This window comes from Billgrantia sp. C5P2 (assembly GCF_051062895.2).
Genome location: NZ_CM128542.1, coordinates 1,656,799 through 1,672,406, shown reverse-complemented (window position 1 = coordinate 1,672,406; position 15,608 = coordinate 1,656,799). Strand labels below are relative to the sequence as shown.

Annotated in this window: 14 protein-coding genes and 1 other RNA gene; 4 read left to right on the top strand and 11 right to left on the bottom strand. The window is 66.6% G+C overall.

Annotation, left to right across the window (positions count from 1 at the left end):
• Positions 1-16: 16 nt before the first annotated feature.
• From murG to rsmI, 11 genes are all read right to left on the bottom strand, one after another.
• Positions 17-1,072 (bottom strand): undecaprenyldiphospho-muramoylpentapeptide beta-N-acetylglucosaminyltransferase, encoded by a 1,056-nt coding sequence (gene murG, locus ACRWQA_RS07770; RefSeq protein WP_434231780.1) that lies wholly within the window; start codon positions 1,070-1,072, stop codon positions 17-19.
• A 29-nt stretch (positions 1,073-1,101) separates the two neighbouring features.
• Positions 1,102-2,358 (bottom strand): putative lipid II flippase FtsW, encoded by a 1,257-nt coding sequence (gene ftsW, locus ACRWQA_RS07765; protein WP_434231755.1) that lies wholly within the window; start codon positions 2,356-2,358, stop codon positions 1,102-1,104.
• Positions 2,351-3,730, bottom strand: coding sequence for a UDP-N-acetylmuramoyl-L-alanine--D-glutamate ligase (murD, locus tag ACRWQA_RS07760; RefSeq protein ID WP_434231758.1), 1,380 nt, complete (start codon positions 3,728-3,730; stop codon positions 2,351-2,353). The genes ftsW and murD overlap by 8 nt, the downstream gene beginning before the upstream one ends.
• Positions 3,731-3,768: 38 nt before the next feature.
• A complete protein-coding gene (mraY, locus tag ACRWQA_RS07755; RefSeq protein ID WP_263580397.1) occupies positions 3,769-4,851 on the bottom strand; it encodes a phospho-N-acetylmuramoyl-pentapeptide-transferase in 1,083 nt (360 codons plus the stop codon).
• Positions 4,852-4,860: 9 nt separating this feature from the next.
• Complete coding sequence (locus ACRWQA_RS07750; RefSeq protein WP_434231761.1) at positions 4,861-6,228, bottom strand: UDP-N-acetylmuramoyl-tripeptide--D-alanyl-D-alanine ligase; 1,368 nt, start codon at positions 6,226-6,228, stop codon at positions 4,861-4,863.
• The gene (locus tag ACRWQA_RS07745) at positions 6,225-7,733 is read right to left on the bottom strand and encodes a UDP-N-acetylmuramoyl-L-alanyl-D-glutamate--2,6-diaminopimelate ligase (protein ID WP_434231763.1); all 1,509 of its coding nucleotides are present in this window, start codon (positions 7,731-7,733) and stop codon (positions 6,225-6,227) included. The genes ACRWQA_RS07750 and ACRWQA_RS07745 overlap by 4 nt, the downstream gene beginning before the upstream one ends.
• Before the next feature lie 31 nt (positions 7,734-7,764).
• Entirely contained in the window at positions 7,765-9,474 is a 1,710-nt protein-coding gene (locus ACRWQA_RS07740) for a peptidoglycan D,D-transpeptidase FtsI family protein (RefSeq protein WP_434231766.1), read from the bottom strand.
• Positions 9,471-9,800, bottom strand: a complete 330-nt coding sequence (gene ftsL / locus ACRWQA_RS07735; protein WP_263580401.1) for a cell division protein FtsL — start codon at positions 9,798-9,800, stop codon at positions 9,471-9,473. The genes ACRWQA_RS07740 and ftsL overlap by 4 nt, the downstream gene beginning before the upstream one ends.
• 8 nt (positions 9,801-9,808) lie before the next feature.
• On the bottom strand, positions 9,809-10,765 hold the full coding sequence (rsmH, locus tag ACRWQA_RS07730; RefSeq protein WP_434231767.1) for a 16S rRNA (cytosine(1402)-N(4))-methyltransferase RsmH: 957 nt from the start codon (positions 10,763-10,765) through the stop codon (positions 9,809-9,811).
• Positions 10,766-10,829: 64 nt separating this feature from the next.
• Positions 10,830-11,194, bottom strand: an RNA gene (gene rnpB, locus ACRWQA_RS07725) — RNase P RNA component class A.
• Positions 11,195-11,247: 53 nt separating this feature from the next.
• On the bottom strand, positions 11,248-12,105 hold the full coding sequence (gene rsmI, locus ACRWQA_RS07720; protein WP_434231770.1) for a 16S rRNA (cytidine(1402)-2'-O)-methyltransferase: 858 nt from the start codon (positions 12,103-12,105) through the stop codon (positions 11,248-11,250).
• A gap of 101 nt (positions 12,106-12,206) precedes the next feature.
• Between rsmI and ACRWQA_RS07715 the strand changes: the two genes are divergently transcribed.
• Genes ACRWQA_RS07715 through ACRWQA_RS07700 form a run of 4 tightly spaced genes read left to right on the top strand, consistent with a single transcriptional unit; the run spans position 12,207 to position 15,541 of the window.
• Complete coding sequence (locus ACRWQA_RS07715; protein WP_434231772.1) at positions 12,207-13,973, top strand: penicillin-binding protein activator; 1,767 nt, start codon at positions 12,207-12,209, stop codon at positions 13,971-13,973.
• Entirely contained in the window at positions 13,957-14,325 is a 369-nt protein-coding gene (locus ACRWQA_RS07710; protein WP_434231774.1) for a YraN family protein, read from the top strand. Before ACRWQA_RS07715 ends, ACRWQA_RS07710 begins: the two co-directional genes overlap by 17 nt.
• Positions 14,326-14,363: 38 nt before the next feature.
• Complete coding sequence (locus ACRWQA_RS07705) at positions 14,364-14,957, top strand: phosphoheptose isomerase (protein ID WP_263580406.1); 594 nt, start codon at positions 14,364-14,366, stop codon at positions 14,955-14,957.
• A gap of 5 nt (positions 14,958-14,962) precedes the next feature.
• Positions 14,963-15,541 carry a BON domain-containing protein gene (locus tag ACRWQA_RS07700; protein ID WP_263580407.1) on the top strand — a complete coding sequence of 193 codons (579 nt, stop codon included), beginning with the start codon at positions 14,963-14,965 and terminating at the stop codon, positions 15,539-15,541.
• The last annotated feature ends 67 nt before the right edge of the window (positions 15,542-15,608 follow it).

The window sequence follows — 15,608 nt, the reverse complement described above, 5'->3', positions numbered from 1 at the left end:
AACCGGTCTCAAGGTGCTATCGCTCAAGCGCTGTCTCCATGCAACCGGCCACCAGGCGTTCGACGGCATCGAGATGCGCACAGCGGCGCGCCTGCCGGGCCATGATGGCGAGAGTGTCGGGGTCGAGCAGCGTCGTCAGGTTATCGGCCAGCGTCGCTGCGGTCATGTCCTGTTGCGGCAACAATTGCGCCGCGTCCGCTGCCACCAGGGCACGGGCATTGGCAGTCTGGTGGTCGTCCACGGCATGGGGCAAGGGCACGAACAGGGCCGGCTTGGCCGCGGCAGCCACTTCGGAAACGGTCAATGCCCCCGCCCGGCAGACTACCAGATCGGCCCAGTCGTAGGCTGCCGCCATGTCGTCGATGAAGGCGCTCACCTCGGCCTCGATGCCCTGCGCCGCATAGGCCTCGCGAGTGGCCATGTCCTTGTCGCGGCCGGCCTGATGGCGTACCTCGGGTCGGCTTGCCTCGGGCAGCGCCGCGAGCGCCTCGGGCAGGCGCTGGTTGAGCGCCAGTGCCCCCAGCGAGCCACCCACCACCAGCAGCCTCAGTCGCCGCCCGCGCATCGTCGCGGCCTCTCGCGGCGACTCGCCCAGGGCGGCGATGTCGTTGCGTACCGGGTTGCCGACCACTTCTCCCCGCGTACCGAATGCCTGCGGGAAGGCGGCGTAGACGCGCCGGGCCAGCCGGGCCAGGGCACGGTTGGTCAAACCCGCCACGGCGTTCTGCTCGTGGATCACCAGTGGGCGGCGCAACAGCCAGGCCGCCAGACCACCGGGACCGCTGGCGAAACCGCCAAGCCCCACCACCAGCGCCGGGTCCAGTTGACGAATGATGCGCGCCGCCTGCCACACGGCGCGAGTCAGATTGAAAGGCGCCTTGAGCCAGCCGGCCAGGCCGTTGCCACGCAGGCCAGCCACCGAAATGCGGTGCAGTGGCAACTCGGCTGCCGGCACCAGGCGGTTCTCGATGCCCCGCGGGCTGCCCAGCCAGTGTACTTCCAGCGCTTCGGCCTGCAGCCCACGAGCCAGTGACAGTGCCGGGATGACATGTCCACCGGTACCGCCCGCCATGATCAGAACGCGCCGCGCTGCCGCCTGCTTCACTTCATGACTCCCTGTCCGTTGATCCTGGGTTCACGCCGCCCCGGCGCCTCGCGCGGCGCGGTTGAGCTGGCACGTCGCAGCGCCAGGCGAGTATCGATGTCGGCGCGCAGCAGCAACGCCACCATTGCCGAACTCACCAGCAGGCTGGAGCCGCCGTAGCTGAGCAGCGGCAGGGTCAAACCCTTGGTTGGCAGCATGCCGGTACTCACGGCGATGTTGATGAAGGCCTGGGCGCCGATCACGATGGCGATGCCATAGCTGAGGTAGGCGGCAAAGGCCAGCCCCGCCAGTTCGGCACGCCGGCCCACTGCCAGCGCCCGCCAGATCAGCAGTGCGAACAGACCCACCACAGCGATGGCGCCGAACAGGCCCAGTTCCTCGGCCAGCACGGCGAAGACGAAGTCGGTATGCGCCTCCGGCAGGTAGAACAGCTTCTGCACGCTGTTGCCCAACCCCATGCCCAGCCAGTGCCCGCGCCCGAAGGCGATAAGGGCCTGGGTCAACTGGTAGCCGCTGGCGAACTGATCGGCCCAGGGATCGGAGAAGCTGGTCAGGCGCGCCAGCCGGTAGGGCTCGGCGATAGCCACGTAGAAGCCAAGCAGCCCCACGGCAACGAGGATGAAGACGAACCGTCCCCACGGCGCTCCCGCCAGCAGCAGCATGCCCATCACGCAACCCGTCATCACTACCACGGCACCGTAGTCCGGTTCGAGAATCAGCAGCACGGCAACGACGCCCATCACCATCAGCGGGCGCAAGAAGGCGCCCCAGTTACGGCGCACGTCGGGAAGGAAACGCTCCAGGTATCCGGCGAGATAGACGATCAGGCACAGCTTGGCCACTTCCGATATCTGCAGGTTGAAAGGCAGCAAGGGGATCGACAGCCAGCGTCGACTGCCGTTGACCTCGCGCCCGACCAGCAGCACCAGCAATAGCAGCGCGATGCTGACCAGCAACAGCAGCGGTCCATTGGCACGCCACCAGGCCAGCGGTGACCGCAACGTCGCCGCCGCCGCCAGCAGTGCCATGGCGACGAACAGGGCATGGCGCTGGCTGAAATACCAGGGGTTGCCGGTGAGGCTGGCCGCCACCTCGGTGGAGGCCGAAGTAACCATGACCCAGCCGGTCAGGATCAGGGCCAGCGCAGCGAACAGCAGCCAGCCGTCGAACGGCTGATCCCGGGTCGAGAGCTTCGCGCGCAGCCGACGCAAGCGGGCGAATTTGCGCGTGGATGACGCCTTGGTGCTAGCCATGCCCAACCTCCTCGACGAGTTGCTGGACCCACTGCCGAAATGCCTCGCCACGCGCCAGGTAGTTGGGGAACTGGTCGAGGCTGGCACAGGCCGGCGAGAGCAGCACGCAGTCGCCGGGCTCGGCGATCTTCCGCGCATGCTGCATGGCGGCCTCGAGGTCGTCGACCCGGGTCACCGCCACGCTTCCTTCCAGTGCTTCGGCTAGCTTGTAAGCGTCGGCGCCGAACACAATCGCCTCGCGCCCGTAACGGGCCATGGGCTCGGCCAGCGGTACGAAATCGGCCCCCTTGCCCACCCCGCCCGCCAGCAGCACGATCCGCCCCGGCAACGTCGGCCCCAACCCCGCTATGGCGGCAAGCGTTGCACCGACATTGGTGCCCTTCGAGTCGTTGACCCAGCGAACGCCGCCGATCTCGCCGATCGGTTCGCTGCGATGGGCCAGGCTCTTGAATCGGCGCAGCACCGCGCACATGGTCTCGAGCGGAAAGCCGAGATGGTGGCCCATGGCCAGGGCCGCCAGCGCATTGGCCTGGTTGTGGCGCCCCGCCAGCCCCAGCTCGTCGGTCGCCAACAATGCGGTGTCACCATGCATCAGCCAATCGCGGCCATCCTGCCTGGCAATGCCCCACTCGCCCGACTCGGGAGGCAAGGTCGTGAAGCGATCCAGGGCCGGGAGCGGCTCGAGCGGCCAGGTCATGGCATCCTCGGCGTTGACCACGGCGTGCCTGGCACCGCGAAAGATGCCCAGCTTGGCGGCGCGATACCCCGCCATGTCGCCGTGCCGGTCGAGGTGATCCTCGGAGAGATTGAGGAAGGCGACGGTTTCGGCACTCAGGCAAGGCGTGGTCTCGAGCTGGAAACTGGAAAGCTCGAGCACGTAGAGCTCCGCCTCGGGCACATCAACCAGCAGGTCCAGGGCCGGCGTGCCCAGATTGCCGCCGACGGCCACGCGCCTGCCGGCCGCCCGTGCCATGTCGCCGAGCAGGCTGGTCACGGTGGACTTGGCATTGGAGCCGGTGATGGCGGCGATGGGCGCTCGCGCCGCGCGCACGAAGAGAGCAATCTCGCCGACCACCAGCGGCTCCCCCGTGTCGCGGCAGCGACCCAGGCACTCGGCCAGGCCCGGCGTATGGGGATCGACCCCGGGACTGACCACGATTTCCTGCGCCTCGCTCATGTCGAGCGCCGCGAGCGGCCCGCAATGCAGGACGACATCCGGATGGGCGACGCGAAACTCGTCGAGCCCAGGCGGCGCCTCGCGAGTGTCGGCCACCATGAAGGGCACCCCCTCCCTGGCCAGGTGCCGGCAGATTGCCCGGCCCGATATCCCGAGCCCGACCACCAGTGTCTCCCCCTTCGCCACCTTGGGCATTGCGGCCTCCTCGCGCGGTGGGATCGGCGTCCCCTGGCTCAGCGGATTTTCAGCGTGGCCAGGCCGGCCAGCACCAGTACCACGGTGATGATCCAGAAGCGCACGATGACCCGCGGCTCCGGCCAGCCCTTGAGTTCGTAATGGTGATGCAGCGGTGCCATGCGGAAGATGCGCCGCCCGGTCAGCTTGTAGGAGCCGACCTGCAGGATCACCGAAATAGTCTCCAGCACGAAGATGCCGCCCATGATGAACAGCACGATCTCCTGGCGCACGATGACGGCAACCACGCCCAGCGCCGCACCCAGCGCCAGCGCACCGACATCGCCCATGAAGACCTGGGCCGGATAGGTGTTGAACCACAGGAAACCGAGACCGGCACCGGCGATGGTGGCACAGAACACCGCCAGCTCCCCGGCTCCGGCAATGTTGGGAATCTGCAGGTAGTTGGCGAATACGGCGTTACCACTGGCGTAAGCGAAGATCGCCAGCCCCATGGCGACCATGACGGTGGGCATGATGGCCAAGCCGTCGAGGCCATCGGTAAGGTTGACGGCATTGGAGCTGCCGACGATCACCAGATAGGTGAGCACGACGTAGAACACGCCCAGCGGCAGCACGATGTCTTTGAACAGCGGTACGATCAGACTGGTTTCCGCCGGGCTGGTCGCCGTCAGGTAGAGCATCAGAGCCGTACCGAGGCCGATCACCGACTGCCAGAAGTACTTCCAGCGCGCCGGCAACCCGCGGGGATTCTTCTCGACCACCTTGCGGTAATCGTCGACCCAGCCGATCGCGCCGAAACCCAGCGTCACCACCAGCACGATCCACACGAAGCGATTGCTCAGGTCCGCCCACAGCAGCGTGCCGACGGCGATCGACATCAGAATCATGGCACCGCCCATGGTCGGCGTACCGGCCTTGGACAGGTGTGACTGCGGACCGTCGTCGCGGACCGCCTGACCGATCTGCCGCTCGACCAGGCGGCGAATCATCCACGGGCCCAGCCACAGGCACAACAACAGGGCCGTCATGGTGCCCAGGATCATGCGCAGGGTCAGGTAATTGAAAACGTTGAAGGCGCTCTGGTACTGCGCCAGGAAATCAGCCAGAAAAAGCAGCATGTGTTGCGTTCACCTTGGTGCGTCAGCTCGTAGCGCCGCCACTACCCGTTCCATGCCAGCACTGCGCGAACCCTTGATCAGTACGCTGGCACCGGTGGGCAGATGGTTCAGGACATGGCGCGTCAGCGCCTCGTGATCGTTGAAATGATACCCGCCGTCGCCGAAAGCCTGGCTCGCGGCCCATGCCGCATCCCCGCAGGTCATCAGCACGTCGATCCCCAGCTCCCGTGCGTAGTGGCCGACTTCCGCATGCAGCCGGTCCGAGCCTTCCCCCAGCTCTCCCATGGCACCCAACAGGCACCACCTGGGACCGGGCAATTCGGTCAGCAGCGCAAGCGCCGCCTTGACCGCTCCCGGATTGGCATTGTAACTGTCGTCCAGCAGGCGGCACTCGCGGATGCCCTGCAGCGGACTCAGCCGCCCCGGCATCGGTGCCGCCGCCGCCAGCCCGGCCAGCAACTGGTCGTCGCCCAGCCCCAGTGCCCACGCACCCGCCGCAGCCGCCAAAGCATTGGCCACGCTATGACGCCCCAGCAGGGCGAGCTGCACCCGACCGACCCGGCGACCATCCACGACAAGCGTGAAAGCATAGCGTCCCTGAGCGTCGCAGGCCAGCTCGGTGGCCCGCACACGACTCTCCTCGGCAAAACCGAAGTCCAGTACCTCCCGCGGTGCGGCCAGCCGAGACCAGAGCGGGAAATAGGCGTCGTCGCGATTGAGCACCGCCACCCCGTCGGCGCCCAGCCCGGCGAGAATCTCGGCCTTCGCCTGGGCAATCTGCCCCATACCGCCGAACTCGCCGACATGAGCACCGGTGACGTTGGTGATGATGGCCACCTGCGGCTCGGCCAGGCTCGTGGTCCAGGCAATCTCGCCGAGGTGGTTGGCCCCCAGCTCGGCTACCGCCTGGCGGTGCTCGTCGGTGAGCCGGAGCAGCGTGAGCGGCGCACCGATGTCGTTGTTGAGGTTGCCCAGCGTGGCCAGGGTCTTGCCGCGCTGGTCGAGCAGCCGGGCCAGCAACTCCTTGACGCTGGTCTTGCCGCTGTTGCCCGTCACCGCCACCAGCGGGCCGCCCCAGGCACGACGACGGGCACGCCCCAGCAGCCCCAGCGCCAGGCGAGTGTCCGGCACCACCAGCTGCGGCAGCGGGTCATCGACGCACTTCTCGACCAGCGCCGCCACGGCACCCGCCTCACGCGCCTGGGCAATGAAATCGTGGGCATCGAAGCGTACACCGCGCAGCGCCACGAACAGGCTGCCCGGCGTCAATTGGCGCGTGTCGCTGGCGATATCGCCCAATGGCATATCAGGGTCCGGCGCCGTTACGCCCAGCGCTTCGGCGACGGCACCCAGGGTCTGCAAGCCGGACCCGCTCATTGCCTCTCCTCGCGTCGTCTCAGGGCGACCTCGGCCTCGGCGACATCGCTGAAGGCATGGCGCACGCCGGCGATTTCCTGATACGGCTCATGGCCCTTGCCGGCGATCAGTATCACGTCGTCGGCGCTGGCTTGTGCGATGGTACGGTCAATGGCCTCGCTGCGTCCGGCGACAACCTCGCAGCGCTGCGTGGCCTCAGCCGGCACACCAGCAAGGATCTGTTGGCGAATCTCGGCAGGATCCTCGCTCCTGGGGTTGTCGTCAGTGATCACCAGCCGGTCGGCATGGCGCTCGGCAGCAGCCCCCATCAGCGGACGCTTGCCGCTGTCACGATCTCCTCCACAGCCGAACAGGCACCACAACTGGCCATCGCCGGGCAGGTGCTCGCGCAACGCACCCAAGGAATTCTCCAACGCCTCCGGGGTATGCGCATAGTCGACGATCACGGCCGGCCGGCCTGCACCTCCCACTCGCTGCATACGCCCCGGCACCGGGGTCAGCCGCGCAGCCGCATCGAACAATGCATCGAGCGGCTCACCCAGGCCATACAGCGTGGCGATGGCCAACAGGACGTTATCTAGATTGAAGCGCCCCATCAGCGGGAGCTCGAGCGAACGCTCACCCTGCGGCGTCGCCACCAGGGCGAGCTGACCATTGCGGCTGGGCTGCCAGTCGATTACCCGCAGCGTGGCCGCCGGCTCGTCGCCAATTGCCAGCACGCGCACGCCTTCCGGCAGCCCTGCCAGCATCAGGCGAGCCAGGGCGTCGGCAGCGTTGACCACCGCAAGCTTCAGCTCGGAGCGGCGGAACAGGCGCGCCTTCGCGGCGGCATAGGCCGCCATGCTGCCGTGGTAGTCGAGGTGGTCGCGGCTCAGGTTGGTGAATACGGCCGCGGTGACATGACAACCGTCGAGGCGCCCCTGCTCCAGCGCATGGGAAGAGACTTCCATAGCTACCCGGTCGATGCCGCCCGCCGCCATCTCGCCAAGGGTTGCCTGTAGCGTCAGCGGTCCCGGCGTCGTCAGCCCGGTATCCTCGAGCTTTCCGGGCCGCCCCACACCCAGCGTGCCGACGAGGCCCGCCTTGCGACCCCGTGCCTCGCTCAGCTCGGCAACGTAGTGGGTCACGGAGCTCTTGCCGTTGGTCCCGGTGACGCCGATCAATTCCAGCGCATCGGGCACCTCGAAGAGCAAGCGCCCCAGCTCGCCCAGGCGCTGGCGCAGGAAAGGCAGGGCGATGACAGGCCTGTCCTGTGCCGAGTCGGGAAGGGGCTCGCCCGGCTCGGTGTGGTAAAGCACCTGTGCGGCACCGGAGCGGAGCGCCTCGGTCAGGTAATCACGGCCGTCGAAGCTCACCCCGGGCACGGCGACGAAGACGTCGCCCGGCATGACACGGCGGCTGTCGAGTACCAGGCGAACCGACGCATCGCCGCTGAAACCCGGCTCTGTCAGGCTGGGCCAGCAGCGGCGAAGCGCCGCCTGGAGACGAGAAGCACTTACCTGCATCGACACACCTCTGTCGTGGAAAAGGCAGGATTCATCTTGCACGCTGGTCCGGCGGCACATCGAGCAATCGCAGTGCGCTACCGGTAACGCGTGAGAATACCGGTGCCGCCACGGCCCCGCCGTAATAGTCTCCCGCCCTGGGGTGATCGATCATGACGATGGTGACGATACGCGGATCGGAGACAGGGGCAATACCGGCGAACAGGCTGCGATAGGCATTCTCTTCATAACCGCGCACCGACGTCTTGCGTACTGTACCGGTCTTGCCGGCCACCCGGTAGCCCGGCACAGCCGCTCGACGGCCGCCCGTGCTCGGCTGCACCGACTCCTCCATGATTCGCAACAGCTCGTGAGCCACCTGCGGATCGATGGTCGGCGTTCCCTGGGGAGCTTCGTCCAACTTGAGCAGTGAAGGCGCCATGCGTACACCGCCATTGGCCAGCGCGGTATAGGCGCTCGCCAGTTGCAGGGCCGAGACCGACAGGCCATAACCGTACGACAGCGCTGCCCACTGACTACGCGACCAGCGCACCGGCGCCGGCAGGTGTCCCACGGCTTCGCCGGGAAAGCCGGTTTCGGCACTCTGACCGAAGCCGAGTCGCCGATAGAGATCGGGGACCAGTGGGTCGTCGAGCTCGAGCACCAGTTTGGACATACCGATATTCGACGACTTCTCGAGAATACCGGCCAGGTCGAGCCGGCCGTAGTTGCGAATGTCGCGAATGGTGAAGCGGTCGATACGCATCCAGCCCGGCGAGGTATCGACCACCACGTCGCTGTCGAAGATACCGCTCTCCATGATCGCCGCCATGGCCAGCGGCTTCACCACCGACCCCGGCTCGAAGACGTCGACGATGGCCTGGTTGCGCAGGCCGCGTGGGTCGATGCCAGCACGATTGTTGGGGTTGTAGGAGGGCTGGTTGGCCATGGCCAACACCTCGCCGGTGCGCGCATCCATCATCACCACGATGCCACCATCGGCTTCGTGCTCGGTAACCGCTGCCTTGAGCTCACGGTACGCCATGTACTGCAAACGCTGGTCGATGGCCAACGTCAGCTCACCACCCGGCTGCGCCTCGCGCAGGATTGCCAGGTCGCGCACCAGTCGTCCACGCCGATCCTTGATCACCCGGCGCTGGCCCGGAGTGCCGGCCAGATAGGGCTGATAGGCCAGCTCTACGCCCTCCTGCCCCAGGTCGTCCACGTTCGTCACACCCAGCAACTGGGCCACCACCTCGCCGGCCGGATAGTAGCGCTTGTACTCGTGCTGGGCGTAAACCCCCGGCACGCGCAGGTCGAGAACGCGCTGAGCGGCTACCGGTGTCAGTTGACGGCGCAGGAACATGAATTCACGCTCGGCGAAGCGCTCCAGCCTGGCATCGAGATCCTCCAGGCCCACGCCCAGCGCCTGCGACAGCATCAGCCGCTGGATACGATCTTCGGGAACCTCCTGAGGGTTGGCCCAGAGCGTTACCACCGGCGTGGAGATGGCCAGCGGCTCACCGTTGCGATCGGTGATCATGCCGCGATGAGCCGTCAGCGACTCGGTGCGCAGGGTACGCGCATCGCCCTGCCCCAAGAGAAAAGGCCGGTCGAAGACGTGCAGGGTCACGATACGCCCGGCCAGTAGCAGCAAGCCGAGGATCACCGCGCCCAGCACCACGCCATACCGCAACCCACCCATCGGCGCCATCGGCGGCCGACGACGCGGCATCACGCCACTGCGAACGTCAGTGCTCATGGCCGTATGACCTCGACTTCGTCGACGTGGGGGAGGCGCATATCGAGCCGCTCGACGGCCAGGCGCTCGATACGCGCCGGCGACGACCAGGCGCTCTCTTCGAGTAGCAACTGACCCCATTCCGTCTGTAGCTGGTCGCGCTCGCGCTCGAGCTGCTGCAACCGCACATACTGCACGCGGGTCTGGTGGCTGGCGTTGATCACCGCCATCGCACTGACCAGACAAGCCAGCAGCAGACCAAGGACCAGCAGCAGGCGCCAGCTCGGCAACCGGGCCGGTCGCCAGGCCGTGCGCAGCATTTGGGGAGACAACCGTCCTTGCGCCATGCCGTTCCTCAAATCAGCTTGCGCGCAGCGCGCATCACGGCGCTGCGCGCACGCGGGTTGGCTTCGACCTCTTCCGGCGTGGGCCGCCGAGCCTTGCCCAGCATCTCCAGGCGCTTGGCGAGCTGCTCATCGCGCACCGGTACACCGCGTGGCAGATCGGTATCGCCGCGCACATGCTCGCGGATGAAGCGCTTGACCCGGCGGTCCTCCAGCGAATGGAAGCTTATCACCACCAGATGGCCGCCCGGGGCCAGCGCCTCCAGTGCTGCCGACAATGCCAGGTCCAACTGCTCCAGCTCACCATTGATATGGATGCGCAGCGCCTGGAAAGCACGCGTTGCAGGATGCTTGCCCTTCTCCCAGGCGGGGTGCGCGACCTTGAGCACTTCGGCCAGGTCGCCGGTACGCAGGAAGGGCTCCTCAGCGCGGCGCGTGACGATGGCTCGTGCCAGGCGCTTGGCGAAGCGCTCCTCGCCATAGGCCTTGAAGACATGGGCGATGTCGGCCTCGCGGGCACGGGCCAGCCAATCGGCAGCACTCTCGCCGTGGGTCGGGTCCATGCGCATGTCGAGCGGGCCGTCACGCAGGAAGCTGAACCCCCGCTCGGGGTCGTCCAGCTGTGGCGAAGAGACGCCGACGTCCAGCAGCACGCCAGCCAGCTTTCCATGCAGGCCATGGCGCCGGGCGATCTCGCTCAGGCTGGCGAACTCGCCTTGCTCGATGACGAAGCGGGGGTCGACGATAGTGCGGGCCTCGGCGATGGCCTGGGGATCGCGATCGATGGCGAGCAAACTGCCTTGGCCGTCCAGCCGCTCCAGGATGGCGCGAGAGTGACCGCCACGACCGAAGGTACCATCCAGATAGGCCCCGTCGAGGTCGTGGACGAGCGCATCCACGGCTCCGTCGAGCAGCACGCTGGCATGACGAAAGCCATGTCGGCTCGGTTCAGCTGCGGATGGCGGCATGCGCTTTCCTGAAGTCTCGGGCTTGTATGGGCGCACCGGCATGACCGGCCGCGGGGGATCGATTAGGAGGAGTCGGCCGATAAGCCGGGTTCTGTCGAGGACAGCCATTCATCTAGGGGCCGCGTCACCACGGCCCTCCAGCAACCTACCCGAACCCGACGCGGGCCACGCCATTGGGTTCCTATTTGGTCTTGCTCCGGGTGGGGTTTACCTTGCCACGCACTGTTACCAGGCGCGCGGTGCGCTCTTACCGCACCCTTTCACCCTTGCCGGCCTCCCGGGGGAGACGTAGGCGGTCTGCTCTCTGCTGCACTTTCCGTCGGCTCGCGCCGCCCAGGCGTTACCTGGCACCCTGCCCTATGGAGCCCGGACTTTCCTCCCCCGAACCGATCCAAGGATCGATCCGGCGGCGACTGTCTGGCCGACTCCGAGCGCAAGAATACCAGCGCACCCGTGGCCTCTCAATGTCTTTCCACACCATGTCAGCGCGTCTCCTTGAGCGATTGCGCTCGGCCATACCAGACTTTCTTCGCGCCGCCCAGCAGGCGCGCTGCCACCGCCGCGGCCTGCTTGACCCCAACGCCCTCGGCAAGCAGCGCCGCGAGCACGGCATCGGCTTCCAGGGTGGCGGCGTCCGCCTTCTCGCGCGTCTCGGCGCCCGCCACCATGATCACGAACTCGCCGCGGGCCTGATCGGGGTCGGCCTCCATGCGCGCCAGTAGTGCCGAGGCGCTGCCGTCGAGAAACGTCTCGAAGGACTTGGTCAGCTCCCTGGCCAGCACCAGCCGCCGCTCGCCGAATACCGCTGCGAGATCTGTCAGGGTGTCGCGGATACGGTGTGGCGACTCGTAGAAGACCAGCGTCTCCTGATTTGCCTTGAGCCCCTCGAGCCGCTGGCATCGCGCCCCCGTCTTGGCCGGAAGGAAGCCCTGGAACAGAAAGCGATCGGTCGGCAGGCCCGCGGCGCACAGCGCCGCTACCAGGGCGCAAGGGCCCGGCACCGGCACGATGCGCCGCCCTCGCGCACGCAGCTCGCGCACTAGCACGAAGCCCGGGTCGCTGATCAAAGGCGTACCGGCGTCACTGACCAAGGCAATGTCCTGGCCACGCAGCAGTCGCTCGTCGAGTTGCTCGACCCGTGCCGCCTCATTGTGCTCATGCAGCGAGAGCATGGCGGGCGAGAGCCCCAGGTGACGCAGCAGCCGGGAGGTGTGGCGGGTATCCTCCGCCGCAACCAGCGTCACTTCGCCGAGCAACCTGGCGGCCCTGGGGCTCAAATCCTCCAGATTCCCAATCGGCGTGGCGACCACGTACAATGTGCCCAGATCAGTGTCAGACATGGCGGTTCCTCAGCGAGACTGTCGGGCTTGGCCGAACGAGATGATTGCCGCGCCCAGAGATAGACCCGTGCCTCTCTGAGCCTGCAGACAAGGAAGAATACATGCTGAAAATGCCCCGCGGCCTGCTGGCCACCCTGCTCCTCGCCCTCCTCATGGCCGGCTGCGCCCCTCCCGGTGTCGTCGAGCGCGTGCCCGAAGACGACCCCGGCCAACTTCTCGAGCGCGCCGAGCAGCAAGCTCCCGAGCAAGCCGCACTCAGCCGGCTCGAGGCGGCGGATATCCTAGCACGCCGCGGCCAGCGCACCCAGGCGCTGGAGATCACCCGCGAGATCGACGATGCCCAGCTGTCCGCCGAATACCGCTTGCATTGGGCCATGCTGCTGTCGGAACTCGGCGAAGAACTCGAGGAGCCCTGGGCCGTGATCCAGGCCGGCCAATTGCTCGACGAGATCGACATGCCGCGCGATGCCGACCTGATACTGCGCGAGCGCATGGGGCGCGCCTTGGTGCAGGTCGACGAGCACCGCGCCGCGGCGGCGATGCTGATGTATGTGCAGGCACGCACCGACAGGGAAGCGCTCAACGATCCCATCTGGGCCTCGCTCTCCCGCCTCGAGGGTAACGGACTGGCCAGTCTGCGCGAGGGAGCCGACGAACTCACCCAGGGCTGGCTGGAACTTGCCGGCCTGGTACGCGAGAGCGACGGCGACATCGAGCGCCTGTTCACGCGCCTGGAATCCTGGCGTGAGCGCAACCCTCAGCACCCGGCAGCCCGCAGCGTACCCGCAGAACTCCTGGCCCTGCGCGAACTGCGCGGCAAGGAAGTGCGTCATATCGCCGTTTTCTTGCCCGACAACGGCCCCTTGTCCGGCGTTGCCGAATCGATTCGCACCGGCATCCGCATCCATCACCTCAACAGCGTCGAGCGCAATGGCGGCGTGCGGCTCTCGTTCCTCGACGCCAGCCAGGGCAACCTCGACGCCCTCTATACCGAGGCGCGCAACATCGGTGCCCAGGTGGTCATCGGCCCGCTCGACAAGGACCAGGTCAGCGAACTCGAAGCCCGCGACAGCGTTCCCTTGCCGACGCTGGCGCTGAACTACGGCGCCGGCTCGTCGAACCAGGCCGAGGGGCTGTTCCAGTTCGGCCTGTCGGCCGAGGACGAAGCGCGCCAGGTTGCCCGACGCGCTTATGAGGACGGTCATCGCCGCAGCGCCCTGCTGGTGCCGAACAACGAGTGGGGCGCACGGGTCGGCCGCGCCTTCGAGGAGGAATGGCGCAACCGCGACGGCACCATCACCAATGCCGTTGCCTATGACCCCCGCGGTTCCGCCACCGAGAGCACTCGCCGGGTGCTCAGCGGCGGCCGTCCCGACATGCTGTTCCTGCTCGCCCTGCCCAGCTACGCGCGCCAGGTGCCGCCGACACTCGACTACTACAATGCCGCCAATCTGCCCATCTACGCCACGTCGCATCTCTACGAGGGACGTCCGCAGCCACTGCTCGACCATGACCTCGACGAGGTCAACTTCGTAGACATTCCCTGGCAGATCCCTGATGCCGCAGTAGGCGGCGTGGAAGCGCTCCCCTATCTCGCCAGCTTTGAGGAACTGCATCGGGATGCCGATCCCTCCACCTTCCGGTTGATGGCCATGGGTGTCGACGCCTACGAACTGGCGCGCCGGCTACCGCAGTTTCAGCTGCTACCCGAGAGCGAAATGTTCGGTGCCACCGGCTTGCTGGTACCCGGGCGTGACGGTCGCATCGAGCGACGACTGCCCTGGGCGCGCTTCGAGCGCGGAGTGCCGCGCCCGATCCTGAGCTTCGACCTGCTCGACGATGCCCAGAACGATGGCCAGCTCCGCTGACGCCCGCGCCCGTGGCGCCCGCATCGAGCGAGTGGCCGCCGAGTGGCTCACCACGAAGGGGCTCAGGCTCATCGCCAGCAACCAGCAGTTCAAGGGCGGAGAGATCGACCTGGTGATGGGAGACGGCGAGACGCTGGTCTTCGTGGAGGTGCGCCATCGTGCCGACACCCGCCATGGTCACCCGCTGGAGACGGTCACCGCCACGAAGCAGCGACGGCTGGTCCATGCGGCGCGTTTTTATCTGGCACGTAACCGGCTATCATGTCCCTGCCGTTTCGACGTGCTGGCCGTGACTGGCACCCCGCCCGCGCTCGACTTCGAATGGGTACAGGGCGCCTTCGAAGCGTTCTGACCGACCTTATCGTTCGTTCCGAGACAGGACTCGACAGAATGGATTTTCAGCAACGCATACTCGGCCACTTCAACGCCAGCATCGACACCAAGACCTATGCCAGCGAGGTCCTGCCCCCGTTCATCGAGGTCGCCAGTCAGATGATGGTTCAATGCCTGGTCAACGAAGGCAAGATACTGGCCTGCGGCAACGGCGGCAGCGCGGGCGACAGCCAGCACTTCTCCTCCGAACTGCTCAACCGCTTCGAACGGGAGCGCCCCAGCCTGCCGGCGCTGGCGCTGACCACCGATACTTCGACGCTGACGTCGATCGCCAACGATTACAGCTACAACGAGGTCTTCTCCAAGCAGATCAGGGCGCTCGGCCAGCCCGGTGATATCCTGCTGGCGATCTCGACCAGTGGCAATTCAGGCAACGTCATCCAGGCAATCCAGGCCGCTCATGACCGCGACATGGCCGTGATTGCCCTGACCGGCCGCGACGGCGGCGACATGGCGTCCCTGCTTGGCCAGGACGACTGCGAAATACGCGTCCCGGCCACTTCCACGGCGCGCATCCAGGAGGTTCACCTGCTGGTGATCCATTGCCTGTGCGACCTCATCGATGAACAACTCTTCGGCAGCAGCGAGTAATCCCAATGACTTCAACCAGACTCTTCGCTTGTTTCATGGCCGCCCTGATCCTGGCCCTCGGCGGCTGCACCACGGTTACCGGTGTCACCAATCCCGGCACCATCGACGAGAACTACGGCAGGCGCACCCTGGGTGCCCAGGTGGAAGACGAAAGCATCGAGACCAAGATCGCCCACAACCTTCGCCGCAGCGATGCGCGCCTCGGCGATGCCCGCATCAACGTCGACAGCTACAACGGCATCGTGCTCCTCACCGGCCAGGTTCCCAGCGAAGAGCTGAAGCAGAAGGCCAACGAAGTGGCGCTGGAGGTACGCAACGTACGCGACGTACATAACGAACTGTCGGTTGCTGCCAACCTGCCGGCAAGCCAGCGACTTTCGGACACCTGGATCAACACCCGCATCCGCACCACCCTGGCGGCCGACGAAAGCATCGACACGGGTCGGCTGCGCTTCATCACCGAGAATGCCACGGTCTATATCATGGGCATGGTCAGGCGGGCCGAAGCGGATCGCATCGTCAATGCGGTTGCCGACGTCGGCGGCATACAGCGCATCGTCAAGGTCTTCGACTACCTCGACTGAACACTCAGCTCAGCGCATAAAACGCAAAACGGCAGGCCTTGGGCCTGCCGTTTTGCGTTCTGGCCGA

Bases quoted from the DNA above. Each gene is read 5' to 3' on its own strand.
- murG (WP_434231780.1), bottom strand. From the start codon at position 1,072: ATGGCGGGCGGTACCGGTGGACATGTCATCCCGGCACTGTCACTGGCT.
- ftsW (WP_434231755.1), bottom strand. From the start codon at position 2,358: ATGGCTAGCACCAAGGCGTCATCCACGCGCAAATTCGCCCGCTTGCGT.
- murD (WP_434231758.1), bottom strand. From the start codon at position 3,730: ATGCCCAAGGTGGCGAAGGGGGAGACACTGGTGGTCGGGCTCGGGATA.
- mraY (WP_263580397.1), bottom strand. From the start codon at position 4,851: ATGCTGCTTTTTCTGGCTGATTTCCTGGCGCAGTACCAGAGCGCCTTC.
- ACRWQA_RS07750 (WP_434231761.1), bottom strand. From the start codon at position 6,228: ATGAGCGGGTCCGGCTTGCAGACCCTGGGTGCCGTCGCCGAAGCGCTG.
- ACRWQA_RS07745 (WP_434231763.1), bottom strand. From the start codon at position 7,733: ATGCAGGTAAGTGCTTCTCGTCTCCAGGCGGCGCTTCGCCGCTGCTGG.
- ACRWQA_RS07740 (WP_434231766.1), bottom strand. From the start codon at position 9,474: ATGAGCACTGACGTTCGCAGTGGCGTGATGCCGCGTCGTCGGCCGCCG.
- ftsL (WP_263580401.1), bottom strand. From the start codon at position 9,800: ATGGCGCAAGGACGGTTGTCTCCCCAAATGCTGCGCACGGCCTGGCGA.
- rsmH (WP_434231767.1), bottom strand. From the start codon at position 10,765: ATGCCGCCATCCGCAGCTGAACCGAGCCGACATGGCTTTCGTCATGCC.
- rsmI (WP_434231770.1), bottom strand. From the start codon at position 12,105: ATGTCTGACACTGATCTGGGCACATTGTACGTGGTCGCCACGCCGATT.
- ACRWQA_RS07715 (WP_434231772.1), top strand. From the start codon at position 12,207: ATGCTGAAAATGCCCCGCGGCCTGCTGGCCACCCTGCTCCTCGCCCTC.
- ACRWQA_RS07710 (WP_434231774.1), top strand. From the start codon at position 13,957: ATGGCCAGCTCCGCTGACGCCCGCGCCCGTGGCGCCCGCATCGAGCGA.
- ACRWQA_RS07705 (WP_263580406.1), top strand. From the start codon at position 14,364: ATGGATTTTCAGCAACGCATACTCGGCCACTTCAACGCCAGCATCGAC.
- ACRWQA_RS07700 (WP_263580407.1), top strand. From the start codon at position 14,963: ATGACTTCAACCAGACTCTTCGCTTGTTTCATGGCCGCCCTGATCCTG.